Source organism: Prosthecobacter sp., assembly GCF_020439865.1.
Lineage (GTDB): Bacteria > Verrucomicrobiota > Verrucomicrobiia > Verrucomicrobiales > Verrucomicrobiaceae > Prosthecobacter.
Genome location: NZ_JAGRPF010000132.1, coordinates 20,018 through 44,292, shown reverse-complemented (window position 1 = coordinate 44,292; position 24,275 = coordinate 20,018). Strand labels below are relative to the sequence as shown.

18 protein-coding genes are annotated in these 24,275 nt (G+C 57.1%); 8 read left to right on the top strand and 10 right to left on the bottom strand.

All coding sequences use genetic code 11. The features are described from left to right. Window positions 1-168: 168 nt before the first annotated feature. Window positions 169-1,968, bottom strand: coding sequence for a response regulator (locus tag KDL09_RS15615; protein WP_294386981.1), 1,800 nt, complete (start codon window positions 1,966-1,968; stop codon window positions 169-171). A 387-nt stretch (window positions 1,969-2,355) separates the two neighbouring features. Between KDL09_RS15615 and KDL09_RS15610 the strand changes: the two genes are divergently transcribed. The 7 genes from KDL09_RS15610 to KDL09_RS15580 all read left to right on the top strand — a co-directional run bounded on the left by KDL09_RS15610 (window position 2,356) and on the right by KDL09_RS15580 (window position 11,643). Further along, on the top strand, window positions 2,356-3,060 hold the full coding sequence (locus tag KDL09_RS15610) for a hypothetical protein (protein ID WP_294386979.1): 705 nt from the start codon (window positions 2,356-2,358) through the stop codon (window positions 3,058-3,060). A 32-nt stretch (window positions 3,061-3,092) separates the two neighbouring features. Beyond that, the gene (locus KDL09_RS15605; RefSeq protein ID WP_294386976.1) at window positions 3,093-3,743 is read left to right on the top strand and encodes a response regulator transcription factor; all 651 of its coding nucleotides are present in this window, start codon (window positions 3,093-3,095) and stop codon (window positions 3,741-3,743) included. A gap of 21 nt (window positions 3,744-3,764) precedes the next feature. Then, window positions 3,765-5,021, top strand: coding sequence for an outer membrane protein transport protein (locus KDL09_RS15600; RefSeq protein WP_294386974.1), 1,257 nt, complete (start codon window positions 3,765-3,767; stop codon window positions 5,019-5,021). 140 nt (window positions 5,022-5,161) lie between these two features. Further along, window positions 5,162-6,613 carry a class I SAM-dependent methyltransferase gene (locus tag KDL09_RS15595; protein ID WP_294386971.1) on the top strand — a complete coding sequence of 484 codons (1,452 nt, stop codon included), beginning with the start codon at window positions 5,162-5,164 and terminating at the stop codon, window positions 6,611-6,613. Further along, on the top strand, window positions 6,610-9,294 hold the full coding sequence (locus KDL09_RS15590; protein ID WP_294386968.1) for an ATP-binding protein: 2,685 nt from the start codon (window positions 6,610-6,612) through the stop codon (window positions 9,292-9,294). The genes KDL09_RS15595 and KDL09_RS15590 overlap by 4 nt, the downstream gene beginning before the upstream one ends. Before the next feature lie 14 nt (window positions 9,295-9,308). Beyond that, window positions 9,309-10,559 carry a response regulator gene (locus tag KDL09_RS15585; protein WP_294386965.1) on the top strand — a complete coding sequence of 417 codons (1,251 nt, stop codon included), beginning with the start codon at window positions 9,309-9,311 and terminating at the stop codon, window positions 10,557-10,559. A 433-nt stretch (window positions 10,560-10,992) separates the two neighbouring features. Continuing rightward, window positions 10,993-11,643 (top strand): matrixin family metalloprotease, encoded by a 651-nt coding sequence (locus tag KDL09_RS15580; RefSeq protein ID WP_294386962.1) that lies wholly within the window; start codon window positions 10,993-10,995, stop codon window positions 11,641-11,643. Between the two features lie 75 nt (window positions 11,644-11,718). On the opposite strand, the gene KDL09_RS15575 is transcribed toward KDL09_RS15580, so the two are convergent. The 4 genes from KDL09_RS15575 to KDL09_RS15560 form a co-directional block, all read right to left on the bottom strand. Beyond that, window positions 11,719-13,185, bottom strand: a complete 1,467-nt coding sequence (locus KDL09_RS15575) for a hypothetical protein (protein WP_294386959.1) — start codon at window positions 13,183-13,185, stop codon at window positions 11,719-11,721. Then, window positions 13,182-14,711, bottom strand: a complete 1,530-nt coding sequence (gene xrtU, locus KDL09_RS15570; RefSeq protein ID WP_294386956.1) for an exosortase U — start codon at window positions 14,709-14,711, stop codon at window positions 13,182-13,184. Before xrtU ends, KDL09_RS15575 begins: the two co-directional genes overlap by 4 nt. A gap of 74 nt (window positions 14,712-14,785) precedes the next feature. After that, complete coding sequence (locus KDL09_RS15565; RefSeq protein WP_294386955.1) at window positions 14,786-15,508, bottom strand: PEP-CTERM sorting domain-containing protein; 723 nt, start codon at window positions 15,506-15,508, stop codon at window positions 14,786-14,788. 81 nt (window positions 15,509-15,589) lie between these two features. Further along, the gene (locus tag KDL09_RS15560; protein ID WP_294386952.1) at window positions 15,590-16,222 is read right to left on the bottom strand and encodes a response regulator transcription factor; all 633 of its coding nucleotides are present in this window, start codon (window positions 16,220-16,222) and stop codon (window positions 15,590-15,592) included. A gap of 570 nt (window positions 16,223-16,792) precedes the next feature. Here KDL09_RS15560 and KDL09_RS15555 point away from each other — a divergent pair. Beyond that, window positions 16,793-17,470, top strand: coding sequence for a response regulator transcription factor (locus KDL09_RS15555; RefSeq protein ID WP_294386950.1), 678 nt, complete (start codon window positions 16,793-16,795; stop codon window positions 17,468-17,470). 157 nt (window positions 17,471-17,627) lie between these two features. On the opposite strand, the gene KDL09_RS15550 is transcribed toward KDL09_RS15555, so the two are convergent. The 5 genes from KDL09_RS15550 to KDL09_RS15530 all read right to left on the bottom strand — a co-directional run bounded on the left by KDL09_RS15550 (window position 17,628) and on the right by KDL09_RS15530 (window position 24,254). Next, window positions 17,628-19,859, bottom strand: coding sequence for a polysaccharide biosynthesis tyrosine autokinase (locus tag KDL09_RS15550; RefSeq protein WP_294386947.1), 2,232 nt, complete (start codon window positions 19,857-19,859; stop codon window positions 17,628-17,630). Window positions 19,860-19,871: 12 nt separating this feature from the next. Then, the gene (locus tag KDL09_RS15545; RefSeq protein WP_294386945.1) at window positions 19,872-20,537 is read right to left on the bottom strand and encodes a polysaccharide biosynthesis/export family protein; all 666 of its coding nucleotides are present in this window, start codon (window positions 20,535-20,537) and stop codon (window positions 19,872-19,874) included. A 24-nt stretch (window positions 20,538-20,561) separates the two neighbouring features. Continuing rightward, entirely contained in the window at window positions 20,562-21,833 is a 1,272-nt protein-coding gene (locus KDL09_RS15540) for a hypothetical protein (protein ID WP_294386944.1), read from the bottom strand. Between the two features lie 13 nt (window positions 21,834-21,846). Next, window positions 21,847-22,740, bottom strand: a complete 894-nt coding sequence (locus KDL09_RS15535; protein WP_294386942.1) for a hypothetical protein — start codon at window positions 22,738-22,740, stop codon at window positions 21,847-21,849. Window positions 22,741-23,003: 263 nt separating this feature from the next. Continuing rightward, window positions 23,004-24,254, bottom strand: coding sequence for a glycosyltransferase family 4 protein (locus KDL09_RS15530; RefSeq protein ID WP_345781094.1), 1,251 nt, complete (start codon window positions 24,252-24,254; stop codon window positions 23,004-23,006). Window positions 24,255-24,275: the final 21 nt, after the last annotated feature.

Sequence of the window (24,275 nt, the reverse complement as noted above, 5' to 3'; positions counted from 1 at the left end):
TTGCTCGCTGGCTGGATCCGGAACTTGCCGCAGTTTACTCCAGAACCCCTGCGTCTAGCGATGGAAACCGTGTGACACAGGAGCACTCCAAGAAACGCCACGATCGGGAGCTACTTGCGCGATCATGGCAATTGGCGAATTGAGGTGACTGGGCCTGCTCCAATCATCTTACAGCCGTGAGCAACTCTGAAGCGCCCGCCCCACGATGTTGAGCAGTTCCACCATGCCGAAGGGTTTGGAGAGGAAATTCTCCCCTTCGCGAAGTTCGATCGCGTTGGGGAACTTGGTAGAGCAGTATCCACAGGTGAGGATAACCGGGACGGTGGGATCCATGTCCGTGATGGCTTTCTCCAAATCGAAGCCGCTGCTGCCGCCGGGCATTTGGATGTCCGTGATCACAAGCTGAATGAGCGATGAATGTTTCCGCCAGAGATCCCAGGCTTGGGTGGCATCTTTTGCGACCAAAACCTGATGTCCCTGGCTGGTAAGCACGTACTCCATCACCAGCCTCACAGACTCCTCATCATCGGCGATCAAGATCGTAGTGCCATCGCCTTGCGCGCCAGTGTGATTCGATTCTGGGCCAGCCTCGCCCGCTAGGCAGGCCGCATCCCGAACTGCCGGAAGATATATACGATACTCAGTTCCGACGTCCTGAACGCTGCTGATGCCGATCCATCCCCGCTGCAAGTGCATCCTGCCTTGGGCCAGAATCATAGCGAGGTCGGCACGTGACTCGGAGTCCTGCAGCAGCCTCGATGAGTCAAACATCCCTGCGACTTCAGCAGGAGCCATGCCTTTTCCATTGTCGGAGATGACGATTACCACATAGTGACCTGGCATCGCTTTCGGATTTACGCGGCGTGCGGATGCTTCATCAGCAAGATTCATTTCATGTGTTTGAATCATCAAGCGTCCACCGTTGGGCATCGCGTCACGGGCATGAATGAGAACCGAGAAGAGCGTTTGCTCGAGGCATGCTGGATCAGCCAGAACTGCCGGAATGTCAGGTTTGTGTTTGATCTGGATGACGATGCTTTCTCCCAGCGCCTTCTGCAGCAAGGCTGCTTGCGAGTCAATAATTCGGGCGAGATCCGAAGGCTTCGGCTGGAGATAATCGCGTCTGTTGAATGACACAAACTGACTCGTCACATCGGCTGTGTGTTTTGTGGCCACATAGAGCTTCTCTAAGCGCGCCTCCTGATCGGGATCACCCGCCTGCACCGCTCTCGCCATGTCCAGATACCCCTGAATCACCGTGAGGTAGTTATTGAAGAAATGTGCCATGGAATCAGCGAACCGGCCCACCGTTTCATATCGCTGGCTGCGACACAATTGTTCCTCCAACTGTCGGCAGCGGTCCCGCTCGACACGCAACCGGTTGCTTGCGTCTTCAAACTGAGTGGTAGCCGCAAGCAGTTGCGCTTTGAGATCGATTTCCCGGTAGACCGTCTTGTCTTCAGAAGACTGCTTGTCCGCGAGCGTCCGGGCGATCTGAGTAATCTCAAAAGGCACAAGACGGTATTTGAGCACCAGCAGCCGATGCTGCGGACCAAGTTCAACCGGAATCTGTTCAAAGCCACTCATCTGAGATACCGAATGAATCACGATATGAAGGTTTCTTTGCACCTTCCAAAAGCGCTGAACGATGGAGCGATACTCCTTGCCGTGAAACAGCCGGCCATCGATGAACACAACGAAGAATGGCGCCTGCTGCCGAAGTCCGTTTTCGATCAAAACCAGAGCCTCGCTCTCATGAGCGGAACACACCACCTCGAGTTGCGTGGCACCGGTTCTATTTCGGTCACCGTGCTGTTTCGCGACGTTAAGGGCAGAGGTGCCGGTGTCCGGCTCAGAGTTCTGGAGGGCGTATGCAATCAACAGATCCTCCTTGGCGGGCGGATCAGGAGATACGATTAAGATCCGATCATGAATGGCGGCGATCGGTTGGGCTGTGTTGAGATACATGCGGCAGACTATAGCTTTCAACTGCCCATTATTTATTAAAACTAGGTTTATTTATGTTCATGTCATTTGTTTAGACATCTTTGCCAATCGGCTCACCCGTGGTTTCAAGACAATTTCCTAAATATTAAATTAATATTTAGATGTGATCGCGACTTCCCTGTGCTTCTAAACAAAGCTTCCACACCGATTCGGCTTCCATTCTCATGGCTTTGTCATTCACATTTAGGCACTTAGCGATATCTGACACCATTCGGGCGATGAGTTTTCGGCGAACGGCTCGAGTCCTAGATTTACTAAATTCTCGGCTACTTCCGAACGAGTTGGGACTCGAATTCAGGCCATCACTCGCCCATGCCACCCGCCCTTAATTCAGGCCATCACTCGCCCATGCCCCCCGCCCTCAACTTGGATAACAAGATGGCTGGATCTTTGCTGCAGGTGTTAAGCATTGCTCTGCGGGAGGAGGACCAGAGTCGGGTTGAGCTAGCCCAAAATCTTCACCGAGACGTCTCGGGAAGCATGGTGGCATGCACTTCGCTGGGAGAAATGATCCGTCATGAGATCGCGAACGGAGGTGACTTGGAGAGCGCCTGCAAACTCTTGGGAAGCCTCGACGCAGCGCTGCGGGAGGCTCTCCAGCATGTTCGGGATCTACAGGAGAAGCAGTATCCGCCAGTTCTGAAAGTGTTTGGACTGGCCGCCGCTCTCCAACAGCTCGTCAGAACCCAGGGAGCGAACTTCGCAGGTTCCATAGTTCTGCAAATCAATGGGGAGGAGCCGAAATTTGATATCATCTCGAGGCTCAATCTCTTCCGCCTTATGGAGTCGCTACTGCGACACTTTGTGCACCACTCGGGCACTTCATGGGTTGAAGTGGTCTGTTTGACATCTCCTGACCATGTGGAGGTCACGATCGACCATGACGGCGATGATGGAATGTGGAGCCTCGCCGGGGCGGGATCCGAAGTCGCGCGGATCGAGGCGAGATGCCTGCTTCTCGGCGCGCGGATTCAAGTCACCCGAAATGGAGCAGGGGGCAACTTCCGAGTCTCGCTGACGGCACATGTCCAACCTGCGGTGGCACCTCAATGATAACGCGCAACCGAACTGCGAGCGAGCCTCTCATGAATCCCGACTCCCCGTTCAACATTCTCGTTGTCGATGATCATGCGCTCGTCCGGGAAGCTTTTACATCTCTGCTTCGGACCCATTTCTTGCAGGCAACAGTGGCTTCCGCCGGCAGCTGCGCCGACGCGATGGCGGAGGCTCGGAACCGCCGGTTTCACATCGCTCTTCTGGACATCGAATTGGGCGACCGTTCGGGGATGGAACTCACAACGGAACTGCGCACCCTGCCGGAGCCGCCGCTGATTATTGCGGTGTCAATGCATGAAGAGGAGACTTTTGTAAAACGCACCTTGCAGCTTGGTGCCCGCTCCTACGTGGCCAAAGACGCGCCCCCCATCGAGTTGTTTGAGGCGATTCGCGCCACCATGGCGGGGAGGAGCTACATCTCCCACGCTCTGGCGCAAAAGCTTTTCAACCACTCCATTCACAAGTCTTCTTTCCCCGGCCCGGTGCATGAAAGGCTCTCAAATCGCGAGTTGGAAGTTCTCATTCAACTCGCCCGTGGCAAAAGCCTCAAGCAGGTGGCGCTAGATCTCTCCCTCAGCCCCAGAACGGTGGCGGTGCACAAGCACAACCTCTGTCGAAAAACCGGTCTCAAGGGAACGGTCGAAATCCTCCGATATTGCCAGTCCAACGGGCTGGCTTGATCCCAAAAAGACTCCAGACTCATGAAAACACACGCCTGCCAAATCCTGCTCACCCTTACCGCGTTGCTCTCATCGGCTTACTCGGCCGAAACCCTCTCTGTGGTGCCAGACTCCGCCCAGGCTCTTGGTATCGCAGGTGGAAGATATGCCAACTTGCGGGACGCATCCGCCGTGCGCGTCTCTCCTGCCAACATCCTCACCATCGAGAAAAGCGAACTGCTGATTGACGCCGCCATGTGGCGCGGAGACATCCGTCTCGATTCCACCAGCGGCGACAAGGTGGGCATGAGCCGCCGCTGGATCTATCCCGCCAGCATGTATTTCGTGCAGCCCATCGTGCCTGGAAAGGTCGCCTTCGGCATTGGGCTCAGCACTCCATATGGCATGGCGTCCATCTATCCGAAGAACATGAGCGCCACGTCAGGCATGCGATACGCTCTGCCTTACGAGTCGAATCTGCTGGTGGCGGACATCACCCCTGCGGTTGCCTTCAAGATCACCGACAGTTTGAGCGTGGCCGTCGGAATGGAGATCATGTACTCGGATCTTATGATCAAGCAGTTCTACAATTGGAGCGGCATCATCCCCGGATCACCGGAAGGCAATATTCAAGCCCATGGTCAGGGCTGGGGGCTTGGGGCATACATGGGCGTCAACTGGGAATTCGCGAAGGGACATCGTCTCTCGTTGGTGGGCAGGCTCCCTGTGCGGATCCAGTATCGTGGCGACTTCAAAGCCACGAACATTCCTCCCGCTCTAGCGGGGGTTTTCAGTCCAACCAGCAATTTCAATTCTGACCTCAACTTTCCCGGTTCCGTGGCTTTGGGATATGGCGTTGACCTCACCGACCGCTGGACCCTAGGTTTTGATTTCAAATGGACCAACAACAACGCCACCAATGATCTTCCTCTCAACATCGGCAGCAATCAGGCCATGCTCGGTGGTCAGAACAGCGCGGTCTTCAACTGGCAGGACTCGATTGAGCTCGGGACTGGGATGACCTACGCGCTGAACGAACGCTGGAGCCTGCGTAGCGGCTACCTGTTCTCCGAAAACTCACAACCCGCCAGCACCTACAGCCCGTTGGTTTGCACCAACGACCGCCACATCTTCAGTCTTGGTGTAGGATGGCGTGGCAAGACAAGGTCGGTTGACGTCACCTACGCCTATGTTTACAACCCCACCCGCGTGATCAGTGGAGCGGCCCAGCCCTTGTTCAACGGCAACTACAAGCACCAATGGCAGGTTCTCGCCCTGAGTGTCACGCAACGGTTTTAATTCAAAAACCCATGATGATATGAGCAGTCTCTCCGTACGTCTCCTGCACCTTTGGGTGTCCGTCCAAAACGCCCGACATTCCCTCCAGGAAACTGCTGTGCCTTTCGCCGAGACTGAAACTGCCGCAACGGGAGATTAACATGGAGAACAACGACAACCCACTTCCAAACATCGCTTCCACAGGGGAGCGGCTCAGCTTCATTATCTGCCGCAACAGCCAGGGGGCGGAAGTGCGCGGCACGCTGCACCGCCTCACACGTTATCTCGGTGTGTTCGAGGTTTACAATCCCTATAGCATCGTTCAGCTCTCCGAAGTGCTCAATGACTTCAGGATCATGATGAATGATCGTGTGGTTTACTCCGGGCGTGCCGTCATCGCCAACCTGGTCAACACCGGCATCATGCTCATATGCGAGGCCTCGCTGTCGGATGAGGGCTGGATCGACATCGACATCCTCTCACCCGCGCAGAACAAGAGCCGCCTGCTGGCCGATTTTGCCGAGTTTCTCAAGGAGACGGAAAGGAATTACCGGGTGCTGCCAGAATTCAAACTGGTGGTGGCGGACATGCATACGCTGCTCTCGGATCTCCGCCGCTGGATGGAGCAGGTGGAACTGGGCGTGCGTTCGCTGCCTTCAGGAGACCGCATTCAGGCGGAACGTGAAACCATCAAGCAGCTTGAGGATCCGATCCTTCCTGCGATGGTGCCACTGTTGGAGCGCTTCGAAAGCACCGCATCCACCATTGTGCAGGATCAGCAACCGGTGCATCGCAGTTATATCAAACGCCAGCTTCATCCGTTGGTTCTTTGTTCCCCCTTCATTTACCGCACCTTCCAGAAGCCGCTTGGCTACGCCGGTGACTATGAAATGGTGAGCATGATGCTGCGCGATCCTTATGAAGGCAGCTCGATGTTTGCCAAGATTCTCAACAGGCTCTTCCTCGAAACTGCACCCGTGGTGGCTCATCGCAATCGCATCGTTTATCTCAAGCAGCGCCTGCATGATGAGACGGAGCGCATGGCCAAGCAGGGCAAGATTGCCCGTATTTTCAATTTGGGCTGTGGTCCTGCGCAGGAGATTCAGAACTTCATCATCGATGACCCTTTGTGCGACAGCGCCGACTTTTTGCTGCTCGACTTCAATGACGAGACCATCACCAACACCACGCGCGATCTCGAAGGGCTGCGTGCCCGGCACCGCCGCCGCACAGGCATCAAACTGGAAAAACGCTCCGTGCATCAGATCCTCAAGGAATCCTCTCGCACCGGTGCGGGTTTCGAGCCAGCCAGCTACGACATCGTGTATTGCGCGGGTTTGTTCGATTACCTTTCTGACCGCATCTGCCGGCGCCTTCTGGAGGTGTTCTACGATTTGGTGGCCCCGGGCGGCCTGCTGATCGCCACGAACGTCGATCTCTCCAATCCCTCCCGCAACTGGATGGAGTATGTGCTTGAATGGCATCTCGTTTATCGCAACAAAGAGCAGTTCACCAAGATCGCTCCGGACAAGGCCCCGCCGGGCTCGGTTGAAGTCAAAGCCGACGCAACGGGGGTGAACATTTTCCTTGAAGTCCGGAAACCCGCCCAATGACTGCAGAGCCGCCAGTTCTGATGGACAGCCTGGAGAGTTCGTTTGACACCTACGAACGCCCCATCCGCATCCGCAACTACAAGCTGGGAGCCCTCCTGGCGGGCATCTTCATGCCTGCAGGGGCCTCGTTGGATTACTTCATGTATGATTGGAAGCAGGCTATGGAGTTCTTTCCAGCCCGGGTCTTCTCGGCGGTGCTGCTGGCGCTGGTCTGGCTGGTATTGCACTATCTGCCCGGAACACGCTACTACCGCTATCTTGGACTTTCGGTGGCGCTCATTCCGTTGCTGGCCATTTCGTGGATGATCTACTCCAAGGAAGGTGCCATCTCGCCCTATTACGCCGGCTTGAATCTGGTGATGCTCGGTTCCGCCCTGCTGCTGCGCTGGACTTTGGAGGACAGTGTTCTGATCTTTGTGCTCACTGTTGCGGCCTACCTCATTGCGGCCGTGCTGCATGGGCCGTTTTCATTCCAGGGCCTGTTTTTCAACAACCTCTATTTCCTTTTTGTCACCGGCGTCTTCATCGTGGCAGGCAGTTGGTATTACAACACCATCCGTCAGTCGGAGTTCAAGCTGCGTTATCGCTTGGAGGAAAACCGTGCGGAGCTGGAATCCGCCAACCAGAAGCTGCGCGAACTCGACGAAACCAAAAGCCGCTTCTTTGCGAACATCAGCCACGAACTGCGCACGCCGCTCACGCTGATGATCGCGCCGCTGGAAACCCTCATTCATCGCTCGGAATCCACCAGCACTCCCGAAGATCGTGATTTGATGACCACCATGCATGGTAACGGCATGCGCCTGCTCAAGCTCATCAACGATCTGCTGGATCTCGTGCGCCTGGAATCCGGACGTTCGCAGGTGCGGGTGCAGTGGGTGGAGATGAGCGAGTTCATCCATGGTCTCTCCACGGCCATTGGTGCCGTGGCGGAGGACAAGCGCGTTCAATTGCATGCCAAAGTCCAATCTGATGTCGGCACCGTGCTCGCCGATCCAGAAAAACTTGAGCGCATCTGCCTCAACCTGCTGTTCAATGCCGTGAAGTTCACCGCTTCCGGTGGTCGGGTGGATTTCACCGCTGCGAAAGAGGACGGCTGGCTGGTGGTTGAAGTGCGCGATACCGGCATGGGCATTCCTGCGGATCAATTGCCACACATCTTCAACCGCTTCTGGCAGGCGGACACTTCCTCACAGCGCAAGTTTCAGGGCATGGGCATCGGCCTAGCGCTCGTCAAGGAACTCGCGGAAGTGCAGGGCGGCAGCGTCACCGCCGCCAGCGTGGTCGGCAAAGGCACCACCATGACGGTGAAACTGCCGCTGCATCTGACGGAGAGCGCCGAGATCGCAGAAGAGGTCCTCGAAGTGGCCGAAACATCCGCGGAGCCTCAAAAACAGGAGAAAAACTGGATCGCTGATCTTTACCGTCGTGCCGAAATGTTCCCAGCCATGACTTCGCTCCAGGCCACGCTTCGTCCGGTGGAAACCGGCATCGGCCGCAGCAAGAAGCCCATGCTTCTCATTGCCGACGACGAACCCGACATGCTGCGCTTCCTCAAGAGCCAGTTGAGCAACAATTTTGAAATCCTGGAGGCTGTGGACGGCCAGCAAGCCGTGGACAAAGCCGCGCAGTTCCTACCAGACATCATTCTCTCCGACATGATGATGCCGGAAAAAGACGGCCTGCAGGTCTGTCGTGAGCTGCGTGACCGCACCTCCACACGTTCCATCCCCATCGTGCTGCTCACCGCACGGGCCGATGAGAAAACCAAGCTCGAATGTCTCGCCTCTGGAGCCAGCGACTTTTTGCCGAAGCCATTCTCCATGACCGAAATCATGGTGCGCTTGAAAAATCTCGTCGATTCACGTCTCTATCAGAAGGAACTCGTCGTGCAGAAGCAGCACCTCGAAAACGCCCTCGAGCAGATCAAGGAAACCGAATCCCTGCTCGTGCAAAACGAGAAACTCGCTTCGTTGGGCCGTCTCAGTGCCGGATTGATCCACGAAATCAACAATCCGCTCAACTATGCTCGTCAGGGCCTCCACCTCATCGGTCGCTCCACCCAATCCCTGCCTGAAAGCGAACGCGCCAACTTTGCCGACACGCTCAAAGACGTGGAGGAGGGGGTGAACCGTGTCATCCAGATCATCTCTGACCTGCGTGGGTTCACACGCAACACCAGTCAGCTCAATCACGCCTTTGACTTGAAGACCATGGTCGATACCGGCCTGCGCTTTTTCTCCCACATCTGGAAGGATGGCACCCAGCGCGAGGTGGATATTCCCAGCGGCCTCGAAGTCAAGGGCGACAGCAACCAGTTCGTGCAGGTGTTGATCAATCTCATCCAAAACGGCCTCGATGCCATGGCAACGAAGGAATACGCGGCGGGCGAATCTCCATGCATCTCTCTTTCCGCGCACACCGGCACGGACAAGATCATCTTCTCCATCAAAGACAACGGCCCCGGCATTCCGCAGGAGATCAGGGACAAGATATTCGACCCCTTCTTCACCACCAAGGATGTGGGGCAAGGTATGGGCCTCGGACTTTCCATCTGCAACCGCATCATCGCCGACCATGGAGGGCGCATCGAGGTGCGCAGCCAACTCGGCCTGTTCACCGAGTTCATTTTGGAATTACCCTCAGCCGACAGCACCCACAAACCTCAAGCCGACATCTAAAAGGACACCTCCACATGCAAAACCAATACGACCTCAAGCGCTACGCCGTTCTTTACGTTGATGATGAAGAGAAGGCATTGAAGTACTTCGAAAAGACCTTCGGAGATGAATTTCGCATCCTCACCGCCAACAACGCTGCCGACGGTCTCAAGCTCATCGAGCAACACGGAGACGATATTGGCATTCTGCTTTCAGATCAGCGAATGCCCGGGGAGAAGGGGGTGCAGTTGCTCGAACGCGCCCGCCATCTTCGTCCACGCCTGGTTCGAATGATCGTCACGGCTTATGCCGATTATGATGTCACCGTCGATGCGGTCAATTTGGGGAACATCTTCCGCTACATCTCCAAGCCCATCGATATGGACGATGTTCGGAATACGCTCCATCGCGCCATGGAGTTCTACATCCTCCAGCACGAGCGTGATGATCTTTTACAGGAGAAACTTTCAGTATTGCAGAACCTGCTCATCACAGATCGCGTCATGGGACTTGGGGTTGCCGCCGCTGGATTGAATCAGCATCTGCAACAGCCTTTGCGTGCTGTTCATGCCTTCCTTGAATTGACTCGTGGGCGGCTTGGGCAGCAGGATTTCGATCTCGACCGCCTGCGCCAGTCTACGTTCTGGCATGATTTTCATGCCCATGTGGTTCGGCAATCCTCCCGCATCGCCGATCTCCTCGGTGAACTGCAATCCACCACCGCAGTCGAGCAGGATATCGATGTGGCTGCTCTCATCAGGGCAGTGGTCGAACGGCAGGGCCCCGCGTTCGCTGCCAAGGGCGTTGACCTTCAGTTTGAAGCCTCCGGCACACTGCAGAGGGGGCAAGGCAGCCGACTTTCGCTTGAGAAGATGATCGATCTGTTGCTGCAAACAGAACTGGAGTTGCTCCCCGCTGGGACTGCGGTGAAGCTCTCAGCCCAAACTGCTGCTGAGGCAGCAGATGCAGGATCCCTGCATCTCACTCTGACCGACAATGGCCCAGGACTTTCCACCGAAGTGCTGCGCTCTGTGTTTGATCCTTTCTTCACACATGTCGATGCCGGTGCAGAAGCCCCGGGGCTTGCTCTCTTGGGCGCATACCTCCTCGCTTATCACCAAGGTGGCCGGATCGCGTCACCTCGAACAGCCACGGGGCTCATCCTCGATGTCCTCCTGCCTGCCTTCGCTCCTAAGCCGCTTCCTCCTGCGGACAGCAGCCGCGAATTCATCACGAACGTCTTGATGAACGATATCCTTTGGGAACGCCTGTTACCCAACGGATGATTCGAGGTTTGAGTTCGAGCCTCGCCTGACCTGCGGGTTCCAAGGTTCCGGAGCGCTTGTTCTTAAACAGGCGACGAGGCTCGACGCGCTATGCCTCAGTGGCATCGCCCCTGATTGCGATGCGTTGCATCGCCTTGGAGTTTTGGAGGAGCGGCCTTGTGCGCAGCTCCATCGACATCTCGACAAGACCTGCGCGAAAATCGCTGATGCGCAGGTCTGGCACCGCAGCTGGGAGGATTGCGATCTTCTTGGGTCATGGTCCTCATTCAGGAGGGCATTTTCTGGCATCCTGTGTGAATGGAGGCCGCAGAACCGTGCGCCGTCTTTTGGAATCGGTTTAATCCGGCTCCAAAGCTCCTGAAATAGCTCTTACAACTATCACCTTTGCGATTTCATCTCATGGCTGAGATTCAAGCCGGATACGCGAAGGATTATGAAGCACAAGCTAGCCACCCACTTTTTCGTCGCCATCGCTGCGTCGTTGATCAGCAGTTGTTCCCTGACCCAAGAAAAGTGGCGGGAAATACCAATCAGCTACTACAAGCCCCAACTTTGGAACAAACGACACCTGACATGGCGGCTGGATACTAGCAGCCCTATTCCTCGTCACCTTTCAGAGTCTAATCTTCGCCGGGAAATTGACAAGAGCTTCAAATATTGGGAGTCCGCCAGCGTGTTCACGTTCTCCGCCGCAACGGGAGAGGATGCTGACATCGTGGTCAGCTTTGAAGCGCCGCCCGGGCACCGTTGGGATGGGCAACTTGGAAGCATGGGCCATGCATCCTTTCCTTGGAGTGACCATCCCGGACGCATCTATCTCGATCCGTCCGAGTGGTGGAGCACGAAATCGTTTGCCTTGGTGGGCGACGCCATCACCGAATGGCTGCCTCACGAGATTGGCCACGTGCTCGGCTTACAGCACACCCATGAACATGATCACACAATGAGCGAGATGGGCCCCTACAAACGGCCGGACCACGACAGCTTCGCTCAGCTCCGACGGCTTTACTCGCCAAGAACTCCGGTCTTCACATGGCTAAGCTGCGTGACGGAGACTGCTGGCCCCCGCGTGGACGCGGAGTGAGATATGAATACGTTCGCCGGTCCGATTCGAACAGAGCACTTCTGCAAAACCATTGGCCGCGCGATCCTATCCGCTTCATTTCACGAAGGGATTGGATTCGGCATTCTGACCCGCCATGGATAGATGCTGTGCGGCCAGTACTGGCATGCCAAGTTTTTTGTACACCGTCGCGAGCGTGGCATTGGCAGAGGCCTTGTCCTGCGCATCTGGGAGCGCTCGTGCCAGGTCACGTGCAGCTTCTTGGAACCGGCTGAGCTTGATGAGAACGTGACCGCGGGTGTCGAGATAGAATGGATTGTTGGGCTGCTGCCGGAGCAGTTCGTTCATCATGGCGAGGGCTCGTTCGAGGTCGGACCGGTCGTATGACACGGAGGCGATGGCCATGGCGAGGTTGTTGCTGATGACGCCAAAGCCGGGATTGAGCGAGCCGGCGAGTTCGAAGTGAAAACGCGCGGCGTCCTTGTTCCCCTGCTTCCATTCCTGCACGCCCTGGTAGTAGTGCATGAAGGATGTGGCGATGCCTCCTTTGTTCAGCACCTTGCCGACTTGCTGCAGTCGTTCGCCGCCGCTCATGGGGAGTTCGTCGCAGTCGTTGAGGAAGGCCATGATCAGGTCCTGGCTCTCCGGGCTGATCTGGATGCCCTGTTCGAGCAGGCTCATCACTTTCAGCGGATCGGCGGCGGGCTGGGTTTTGAGATGGCGGCTCCAAGAGAGATAGATGCCGGCGATGACCTGGCGCTCTTCTTTGGTCGGTGGGGTGTGGGCGGTTCCGAGCATCCATTGAACGGCCTGCTCAAACTGGCGCTGCAGACTGAGGCTGGCGGCGATGGAGAAGCGAATCTGGTCTGTTCCCGTGGTGACGGATTTCTGCAGTTCGCGCAGGGCGTCCTCGGCTTGTTTGGCAATTTTGACCGCCTCCTTTTCCTGTCCGGAAAACTGCAGGGCGGTGGCTTTCATGAGCAGGAGGTCGGCGCGTTTTTCAAGCTCCAGTTTTTGGAGATACTGCAGCACCGTATTCCAATCCCGCCGTCCGGCGGCAAAACGTGCGGCGAGTTCCAGTGCGTCCTGATTGGAGGGATCACTGAGGAGGGCGTTGTCCAGGTGCCGCCAGGCCATCTGGACATCGGGTTTCGTTTGTCCCAGCAGAATCACCGACTGCAACACATGGGCGGGGGCGTAACCCGGACGCTCCAAGGGGGCGAGATGTGAGAGAAGACGAAGAGCGTCCGCCTCGCGGCCCATGCCACGTAGGGCTTTGGCTTCGATCAGGAGGGCCTTCTGGCTTTGAGCCTGATCCTTGGTGAGCCGGATGGCGGCGATGTGGGCTTCTGCAAAGTGTCCTCGGTCGAGATGAGCCTGGGCCTGACGTTCCAGCTTGTCCAGATGCTCGCGGTCCGAGGCTTCGCGCGAGTTCAGGCACATGAATGCCAGCAGGACGAGGGTGAAGAACGCCGGCAGTCCGAGAAGACCGTCCAAGGGCCTGCGCTCATCGAGCAGTTGGATGAGGCGGTAGCGTGCGTCGTGAATGTATTGGTCGATCATTCGCTTTCCTCCGCGGATTGAGGGCTGTGGTTTGAGAGGGCATCGGCCATGCGGCCGCGTGCTTCGGCGAGCAGTTCGGTGAAGGCGCTTTGCTTCCAGTCGTCGGTTTCAGGCTCGACCGTCAAGACCTGCACCACATAGGTGGTGGGCTCCGGCCCCGGGTTGGACCAGCGCGTGAGCAGACGTTCACCCATGCCGCCCAGCAGCTTCCCGGTCGTGAATTCCTGCGTGGTTCCGAGTCCGTCGACCACGCTCAGCCACAAGTGCGCCCGCGTCATTTCGGTGGGCTGTGTCATTTCAAGGTAGCGCACAGATTTTTTGGTCTCGCCCGGCAGCACCTCGTCCTTCTGCTTTTGAAACTGCCATCCCTGTCCCGCGTAGCACAGACGTGTGTCGTGAAATCCTTGGAATGGAAAGTTGATGGCGACAAAAGCCTCGAGGCCGTCTTTGCGGTAAACCCACACCTGGTTACGCACGCCCAGATTGCCGACCATGGAGTTTTCCACGGGCTGGTCACCACTCCGAGTCCAGCCGGCGAGCTGCTCCGGCATGTGAAATTCGTCGGGCCCGTCCTGAGTCTGAGCGATAGGGGCGGGGCGGGTCAACGTGAGAACTTCTGGACCGACGAGCAGCACCAGGCCGATGAATGCCACGCAGAGATTCATCCGACCGAGGGCCGCAGAGATGGCCGCCGGTCGACAAGTTACGTCAGTGTCCCAACGGGATGATCCGGTGTCTGGCGGGCGGCCATTAATGATGAAATGCAAGCCGTGATCCGCGCTCCAGACCAACAGGAGATCAAGCAGGAAAAAGGCCACGCCCACGGCATCGTGAACCCAGCCGTGGTCGAGCTCCAATCCCCAGAAGCGTAGACCGCCGATCATCAGGCAGATGCGCAGCACATTGGATGTGATGGAGATCAGAGCCGTCGCCGCCAGCAGCGCCACCGCGTGGCCCGGAGTTCTTCGATTGAAGCTGCAGATGATCACGGCCACGCAGATGGCGACGAGCATGGAGTTCGTGCCGCTGCAGGCGTCGTCGACAAAGAATCTCTTCTCAGGCGTGGCCACGATGGTGCCCTGCACCACATGCAGCACCTGCATGGCATCGAGCCAGCCCTGGCTGAGCCGCGCAGCGAGTCCGGCGAGCATTTGATGCATGTCCTGATCCAGCATCATCGGCGGAGGGATCAGAAACAAAGCGAGAGCGGGCAGCGACCACGCAGGAGCCTCGTCCTCGCCGTCCCGTCCTTTGGCGGCCGCCAATGCCACCGAAGCCGCGAGAAAAGCGAGGCCTGCCAGGAACGGAGAAATGAGAACGAAGGCGGCGAGCGCCAGCAGAAGATGGATCGCCACCAGCCAGCCGAACATCGCGGGGTTCTTTGGCTGATGCAGGCTGCGCAACATCTGGTGACGCGTGATCAGCAGGAGCCAGGCGGCCAGAGGGAGCGGAAAAAAATGACTGGCCGGATGCCTCACCCAGATCTCATGCAACGAAAACAGCAGGCAGACGATGGAGGTGGACATGGCCATGAGCCTTCCAGACCTGAGTTCTGCCTGTGTTGAGTTTTTCAAGAGAGCAGGGGGAGATGGAGTGAGAGTCAGACCAGAACTGCATTCGCGCCTTTCCGGCGACGGTTGAAGGCGAAACCTGCCAGACACAGAATGCTGCCGCCACCCAGCAGGATGGAGGAGGGCTCGGGGACCGGCGCGATGGGGACCGCAGCGGTATAGGTGTAACTGACTTGGAGATTGCCGGTGGTGCTGCCGGTGATGCTGGTCAGCCACGAGGTGGTGCTGCCGGAACCCGACGCGGTCGGAGTAGCGCCGAACGTGTTGGTCAGATACAGGGGCACGCTGCCGGTTCCTTGGAACGAACTAAAATTGGAATCCGCGGAAGTGTAGCTGTCGGTCTGGGTGAAGCCGCTGAAGACCACGTTGTTGACGACGTAGGATTCGCCCGGGTTCAACGTCACGGTTCCGCCGGCAGGTGTCACGGATTTGGATTTGGCCACTTCAGCAACCAGATCGCCCGAGCTTCCGACGGAAGGCACATAGCCCTCCACCGTGTTGGTGAAGGTGATCTTGCTGACCGTCACCGTTCCGGCGTTTTGATTTGTGATGGAAGCCGTGGAGATGCTCGAGTTCACCGTCCAGGAAAGTGTCACGTCGGTCAGTGTGCCGAGTGAAGTGTCGAACTGGGAGAAGGAGAGCTGGCTGTCTCCGGTGATCGTGCCAAAATCGACGTTTTGAACGATGACCTCTGCCCGACTGGCGAGCGGAGTGATGAGTGTGAGTGATGCTAAAATGGGAAGTATTTTCATAACAACCACATGATCGATGAAATGAAAAAGGACACAAACTCCGAATGGTAAGTGAAGCCTTACGACTCCCTGTGAATGGCTTCAGACCCAAAGCCGCACCGCCTCTAAAATGTTCGTCACTCCCAGCTTGCCCAGCGCATTGCGTTTGTGACTCGAAATGGTCTTCATGCTCAAGCCGAGTCGTCCGGCGACCTGGCTGGGCCTCAGCCCTGAGACAAGCAGGTTCAAGACTTCCTCTTCACGCGTCGAGAGGGCACCCTGATGCGAGTCTTCCTCAACATAAGAGTCATCGGCAGAGACGGATGAGCAGGCCAGCACGGATGCCAGCTCGCTCGAGATGTATGGCACGCCCTCAATCGCGGCGTGCATGGCACGTTTCAATTCGTCCACGGACTCGTTGCAGCCCAGAAACACGGAGGCACCAGCCTGCATCGCGGTTCGAGCCGTCACGTGCGCGGGCGATCCACACATGAGCATGACGTGCCGGCCTCCGGTCAAAGAGATCACGGATTTTAGTTCTTCCAGTCCGTGATCAAGATCGCAAGGTCGAAACTCCATCATCAGCACATCAACCAGCCCCTGCTCCGCGAGGTCGTGGATTTCTACGAGGTCGCATGCTTCTCGCGTCTGGCACTCGGGCAGGAACTTTTTCAACAGCAGCCGCCAGCTTGAGCGGGTGATCTCGCTCGGATGAAACAACAAACATCTGCACATGTCCGTGGTGGTTAAGCGTGTATCCCCAGCCGGTCGCTCCTGGCTCCTGACAGTTCGAAGCCGTGTTTCAGAAACGTGAAGAAGAGAGGAAACGTCGGGCTCAATGATTGGCAGATTGTTGTCTCCGTTGCGAGCATGGTTGGTGGTCATAAATCAAACACTTCCCGCAGCCTTGCTGTTGATGAATCGGCGGTTGTGAAGCTGGCGGGAACTTTGAGTCCAGATGGGCTTCAGGTCATTAAACCCTTCATTCGTAATGAGCTAAGCACGGGCTTATGCCGGGTTCAATTTCGTGATGGGCTGAACCGGATTCTAAGTCGCGCCTTCGCACGGTCAACAAGGTCGCGAATGATGTTTCGAGAGCGTGCGAGAGGACTGAAGGCCACCCCTCTCAGATAACTGGCGTCTGCCGGTAAATGGTCGCTTAACGTTGCGAATGTTTGGGGTAAAGAAATGAAACTTAATTTAGGCGTAATATAAGTAATACCATACAAATTAGATCGTCATAGCAGTCACAATCGTTGCTGCTGACAGAATTAACTCACTCTCATCCTCACTCCCTCCGAAACGATGACACATCCCCCTAAGAGAATCCTGATCGTTGACGACCATGCCATGTTTGCCGAGACCTTGGGACAGTATCTGCGCCTGATGCTCAAAGACTTCGAAGTCATCGTGGCAACCAGTGCTGAAAAGGCGCGCGAGTTGTCTTCCCATCAAGACATCGACGTCGTGCTCATTGACATCGAGATGTCGGACTGCTCAGGGCTCACGCTTCTGGCCGATTTTTCGGCAGCCATGCCTTCTCCCGCGTGCATCATCGTCAGCATGCACATCGAGGCGCTGTGGATCGAACGAGCGCTGAAAGCCGGAGCCTGCGGCTATGTGGCCAAAGACTCGCCGCCCAGCGAGATCGTGAACGCCATCCAGTCGGCGTTGCGCGGCAAGAAGTACCTCTCGCGCAGTGTCGCTCAATCCTTCGCGGAAAACGCCGTTCGTCTTCCGACCGGAGAAAAGGAAATGCACAAGGTCCTGAGCAATCGCGAACTGGAGATCTTCCTGCAGATCGCCCAAGGCAAGAGCCTGAAGGCCATCTCGCTGGATCTGAATCTCTCGGCCAAGACCGTGTCGGTTCACAAGCACAACATCTGGAAAAAGACGGGCATCGATTCAGGAGCCAAAATCGCACGTTACTGCGTCGAGCATGGACTCCTGGCGAATGGTCGTCAGGAATTCATGGCCGCATAGTTGTTCGGCCGGAAAGTTCAATCTTAAAACAGAGCGCCCGCTTCTCTCGAAGCGGGCGCTTTCGTTGATGTCTTGAGCAGTCGGATGAAACGATTGCGGCCGGATTCTGGCATCAGGATTGCCTTTCCTCCCTTTGAGCCTTCGCGTGTTCTCAGGATCAGATAATCCGTTCCTGCTGGAAGGGGGCATTGCGAACGGGCAACCGAGTATCATCGCCGTTCTCAATCTCCCTAGGGCGGTAGTACGAGTTGTGATAGTAATAGTCGTAGCTGCGGGAGCGCCTTGTCAGTCGGTTCAGCACCACGCCTGACAGCGGAATGCCCGTCTGCTGAAGCTTGCGCATGGCCTCCTGCACGATGACCGAGGGAGTGCGGTTGCACCTGACCACCATCAAGGTGATGTCGGCCAGTTCACCTAGCACCAGCGTGTCATGCACCGGAATCAATGGCGCCGTATCGATGACGATCCGGTCAAACCCGGCTTTCAGCGCAACCTTGCGCAACTGTTTGATGTCACAGTTCGCCAGAAGTTCCGCAGGACTGGAAACATGACGGCCTGCTGGCAGCAGAAACAGATTGGGGATCCCCGTGTAATGGCAAACATCCGCCAGCGTGGCCTCGCCCAGCGCGAGTTCGGTCAGACCGCAGCCGCGCTTGGAGATTCCAAACTCTTCCGCGAGCCGCGAACGACGCAAATCCAGATCCACCATCAGAGTCCTGAGCCCCTGACTGGCAAACGTGACCGCCAGGTGAGTCGATACGAAGGTCTTTCCTTCTTCCGGGACGGCGCTGACGACCATGTAACTCTGCTTTTGCCCCCGGGCATGCTTCGTGACCACCGCCCTCAGCTCGCGGAAACTTTCTGCGATGTTCTTGTGCGTCTTCAACACCATCTCCGCTCTCATCGCGGCGTTTTGGGTTCTGCCTGAGGACTCCGGCTCCTGAGTGACATTGGAGACGATCCCGAGCACGGGCATCCGGAGCTTTTCCCTAGCATCTTCCAGGCTGCGGATCGAGCGGTCCTGCATCACCATCAATCCGATGATGGCGAGGCCCAGCATGGCGCCTCCTGCGGTCGAGCTTCCAACAATCTTTTGGGCGTTGGGAGAGACTGGCTCGGTGGGTACCATAGCGAGCTGGTGCACCCAGATCGGCGGCGCTTCCATCTCCTTGGAAACGTCCACCTGTTTGATGCGGGAGAGAACAGACTCATACACCGCCTGGTCCGATTCCATCTCACGTTTGAGCACATTGTATTGCACCGCGAGCTGCTCGAGGTCGAGCGCTTCCGACTCCTGCTGCTTGAGCTGTTCCTGCATTTTCTTCTCCAGCTCCCGGGAGTTCTCACAGCTCGATTTCAGCAGGCCGACGGCGTCTCCGAGGAGTGTGTCGAGCTGCTGCTCCAGATTGTCATACTGCGCCTGTGCGGCTTCGTACTTCGGATGCTTGGATTTGTAGCGTTCAGACAGAACGGCCAGCGCGGCCTTCTGCGCACCAATCTGGCTGAGAATGCCCGAAATCTTCGGGTGGTTCGCGATCGTCGGCAGATTAAGCAGCTGATCACGCGGCATTTTGCCTTCTTTGCAGGCCTGAAGGTGGGTTTCCAGAGTCAGCCTCTCGGTGGACTGACGGTTCAGCCCTGCACCAAGCTCCTTCAGCTTTGAAAGCACCAGATCCTTTCGTTCATCGAGTGAGATGGCCTGGTTTTTTCTCTTGTAGTCGTGCATCGCGATCTCCGACTTTTTGAGCTTCTCCTGCAGGCGTTCGCCTTCGGCTACGAGCGACTGCACCGCTTCCTGAAGTGTTCTGTTCTTCTGGTTTTCGAGCTCGGTGACGAGACTCAACGCTGCCTGGCTGGAGATGGAGGCCACCAGGTCGGGATCGGGACCGCTGACGGTGAAATCGATCAGGCGTGTGTCCTTGCGCAGGGATACGCGCGTCATTGTCCCCACTACGGCGATCGCGTGATCTTTGGCTTCCTTGGATTCAGACGGGTGTCCGCCGGAAAACGTGGCTCGTTGCGTGAGTTTGAGATCGGTCACGACTCGTCCCATCACGTCACGGCTCTTGGCGGCCTGGATGAGTGTGTTGACGGATTTTTCATCTCCAAAGTGACTGGAGCCGACTCCGTCGATTCCCAGCAATGTCTTTTGCTCGGCACCAAACTGGGCCACGCTTGTCGCTTCGTAGCCGGGCTTCTGGCGCTTGTAGTACGAGTAACCGATGATCATGCCAAACATCGCCAGCGTCATCGGAATCCAGAAGTGTCTTCTGACTCCGTCCAAAATGAGGGCGAGATTTAACGACGCCCCCGCCGTTTCAGCACGAGCCTCCGGAAGCAGAAGCATGGCGTCCGGAGTTTGATTCAGGGGAATGACAGATTGTTGCATGGGAAAGGGGAGTTAGAACAGGCTTTCGGGCACGGTGATCACATCGTCTTCCTGCACGTAGAACATCATGGACTGCTCGCCGGAGACCATTTTGTTCACATCCACTTTGACGACCTCTTCGCGGCCGTTTTTGATGCGTTTCACAAGCACCTTTTTCAGATTGGCGACCCGCGTCGGGCCTCCTGCCATTCCCAGCACCTGCAGGATCGTCAGGTTCTTCTCCGCTGGCAGTTCGTGCGAGCCCGGCCGCTGGACCTGACCGAGTATGGTGACTCGCTGCACGGTGAATTGAGAAACGAACAGGTTGACCTCCGGATGGACCAGATAGTCCTCGCGATAAGCGTCTTCGATTGCTCTGGCTGCCGCAGCCTGGCTCAGGCCCTTGATGCGTACAGAACCGATGAGAGGACATTGAATGGTGCCGTCCTTGCGAATCCTGCCGCCGGCGGAGAGTTCAGGTTCGTTGAACACCGTGACCTGCACGGTATCCCCTTCGCGCATTTCGTAGTCGGGCGGGACAGTGTTGCTCTGAGCGATGCCCGAACTGGTCTTCGCCGGATCATTGAAGGTTTGTTGAGCCCGCAGATTCACTTGCAAGCCCAGGCAGAACAGTGCGGCGCTGAGGACGCACGTGCGGCAGCCGCTGAAAGCGGTGAGGATGGATGGATGTGTGTTCATAGGGGAAAAGGAGGCCGAAGGGGGTTACCAGGAACTGGTGAGGCCGGCACCGATGAGATCACGTGTGAAGGGCTGAGCTCCTCCGCCGATGGAGCTGTTGACGGTGTGCTGGTAAAACAACTCCAGGGCAAGGTGGCGGTGCAGGGTGTACTTCAGCCATGGCCGGATGAATCGGACGTGGTCTTTGCGGGTGCTCGCCAGTCCCGACAGATAGGTATGGTATTCGGAAAAATCGTAGCCGAAGTCCGCACCGATGCTGGTCTTGCTCCCCACCTGCTGCTGGATGCCGAACAACACGCCTTCTGATTGAAAATACTGTCCGCTCAAAGAAGGGGAGTTTTGGGATCTGGCGTAGAGATTCACATAGACGGATGTCTTGGGGCCGACTTCATATTTGAATCCCAGCGTGCCGACCGGCAGCGTCGTGTCTCCGGCAGAGACGGTATGCAGCAGATGCACGCCTGCGGTGCCTGTGAGAGACAGCTTTTTGAACGCCGCCCATTCCACACGGACGAGGAAGTCCTCCCCGGTCTGCCTGCCGCTGCCTTGAACTTCTTGAATCATCTCGTTGAACTGCACACCCAGCCTAAACTGCGGGGAAAAGGCGTAGTCGGCGAAGAGTCCATACCGCCATGTGGTGGACGAGAGCAGCGCGTTGTAGTGGCTTTGCTGCACTTGGCCGGTGATGCCGATCTGTACCTTGGCGGTCAGTTCATGCAACACCTGCATGCTGGGCGAGAACTGCACACGCTGCGCCTGGCCGCCGACGTCCAAATCTCCGCCGGTGACATCGTTGAAGCGCCCCCCCAGCTTGATGGAGGTCTTCTTCATGCGGTAGTTCATCGACAGGCTGAGGAACTGATTGAGCGAGTTCTGCGAGTCGAACTTCTCAAAGAAATTGAACTGCGCGGAGTAGTCCGCCAGCAACTGCAGTTTTGCCGCCTCGTCGCCATAAGAATACTGGAACCCTGGTCGCGCGCTCCACATCACATCGCTCTGGATGTTGGAGCTCCGCAGGAAGACATTGGAGTCATAGCGCCAGGAACCGGCGGCAAACAGGCGCAGCTTCCAGTTTTTCTGGCGCTGGATCTCATAGTTCATGAACTCGTTCAGAAAGAGATCTTCCTGATCCTCCGGATTGCTCACGGTCGAGGCGGCGGGGGAGGCGAGTGATGCCTTCGTGCCGGTCGCCGCATCGCGCAGCGTGTCCTGGCCCTGCGTGATCGCGGTCAGCGATATCGCACACCATGCAAGAAGGGGGGCTGAAAATCGGAATCTGTGAAGGGGGGGATTCATCACGGGGCGTTCTTCAGGGGGTTTCGGCGGAGACGACCGGCAGTTCTCCGCGTGGAGTGGACAAATCGGGATTCGACGGGGGATCGGTTGGCGTGGAAGTCGTTTGAGGCATGGTCGGACCTGTGGTCGATGTCGTTCCACCGGAGGATGGCGTGACCAGTTGCTTCTTGGACTGCTCGACGAGGTCGTTTCCGTTGGACGGACCTCCGGTGAGGTTGGTCACCCTGCCGGTGAGGGTGTTCACAAGGGCGGCATCGATCCTGCCTCCGCCACGGTTGAACAGCCAGATGACGGAGCCTTTCGGCACTTCGATGTGACCGCCGACGTCTCCGTTCACCGCCACCGTGCCTTTGCCGATGCTCACATTGCTGGTTCCCTCTCCCACAGCCACCACGGTTCGGCCTTCCTCGTGCTGCACCGTCCATGTGGCGGCCGGCTGTTTTGATCCTGGCTCGACCGGCTGTTTCCCTCCGCCATGTGCGAGTTCTTCGCTCGTGCTGCTGGTGGTGATGACGCCCTCTTCCGTGACGATCGTCACATTGATTTCATGTCCGCCTCTGGAGCGACCGAAGGATGAATCAAGCGGATCAATATGGAACAACGCTTTTCCGGAAACGATGCTGCAGTTCATCGTTCCTCCGCCGGATGAAACGCCTGCACCGTCAAAGCGCACCTTGGATTCCGGATAAATGACCACACAGAGCGTCGGCAGCGGCCTCAACAATGCCCCCGACTCGAGGCCGCATGAAATCACGGTACCCGCGCGCACGGTGTCGCCTTTTTGCGCCTGCTTTTCACCGCTGTTCGAGGTGGAGATTAACACGATGCCTTTGGTTGACGCGAATCGGGCTGCCACAGGAGTGACCTCCTGCGCCTGAATCTGCCCCGCGATAAGCACTGGAAGCAACCAGCGGGCGATCGGATGCCCAGGCCTCCCAGAGGAGATGGAATCGTTCTCCGGCCACCGATGAACCATGAAAGGTCTGTTTTTCAGAATCATCGTGGAAGGTAATGCTAATTATGGATCCTCGGCGCTCTTGGGAGGCTTAAATCGCGTTAAGCGAAGCCTTATCCATGTCGCAAGATGCGTGGGCATGGCTTTCCCTTGCTGGCCGTTTGCGGCCGAACGTATAGGGGGCCTTCAGGCCCCTGTGTGTGCCCTCGATCCGTTTAGGATGGCAGCATCTGCACCATTCCCAGTCCCTGGGCCACTTCGTCGATTATCTCCCCCTGTGGCACGTCCTGCGCCCGCCCTTTCCAGCCTTGGGTCGAGCGTGTTTCCACTCCCGAAGATTCCGCAGCAAAGCGGCTCCACTCCTCTTCGACGAAACTCTGAAAACTTTCACGGAAAGTGCGGGCGCTGAATCGCTCCGCATGATGACGGCAGTTCAGCGCATCCCATTCGCGTGTTTCAAACTCGGCCACGGCATGACGCAGCGCCTCCGGTCTCTGCTCGCCAAAGAACAGTCCGGTTTCATTCTCTACGACCGTCTCCAGCGCACCGCCGCGCCCGTACGCGATGACCGGAGTGCCGCATGCCTGAGCTTCGAGCAGGATGATGCCGAAGTCTTCTTCGCCGCCAAACACGAACCCGCGCGCACGTTGCAGATGGTCCTTCAGTACTTCGTTCGGCTGCCAGCCAAGCACTCGCACATTGGGACCGGCCATGCGTTTGAGGCGTGGCAGTTCCGGCCCGTCGCCAATGACCACGAGCTGCCGGTCCGGCATGCCGTTGAACGCTTCGATGATCAGGTCGATGCGCTTGTAGGGAACCAGACGCGACGCCGTCACATAAAAGTCCTCCTTGTCGCGGCAAGTTTCAAAGCGCTCCACATTGACCGGCGGATAGACCACAGTCGCCTCACGGCGGTAGACCTTTTCAATGCGGCGTGCGATGAAGCGTGAGTTCGCCATGAATGCGTCCACGCCGGCCGCGGTGCGGTTGTCCCACATGCGGATCATGTGCAGCAGCCAGCGCACCAGCCACGATTTTACGCCGCGGTCCAGCTTTGACTCCTTCAAGTACTGCGCCTGCAAATCCCAGGCATAGCGGATTGGCGAATGGCAGTAGCAAAGATGAAGCTGTCGCGGGCCGGTGATGACCCCTTTCGCAAACGCGTAGCTGCTGGAGATCACCATGTCATAGCCGCTGAAGTCGAACTGTTCGATCGCCAGCGGCATGAGCGGAAAGCAATGACGGTAAAATCTCTTTCCGCCTGGAAGCTTCTGCACGAACGAGGTCTTCACAGGCCTGCCGTTCAGAAACTCACGGTTCTTTTCATCGAGCGCGTCGATGAGGCTGAACACATCGGCTTCGGGATATACTTTGAGCATCTGCTCGAGCACTCGTTCGGCACCGCCATAGACGGGGAGCCAGTCGTGAACGATGGCGATACGACGTTTGGAATGGATGCTGCACATGGCGGTATGGGTGGGGGTGGA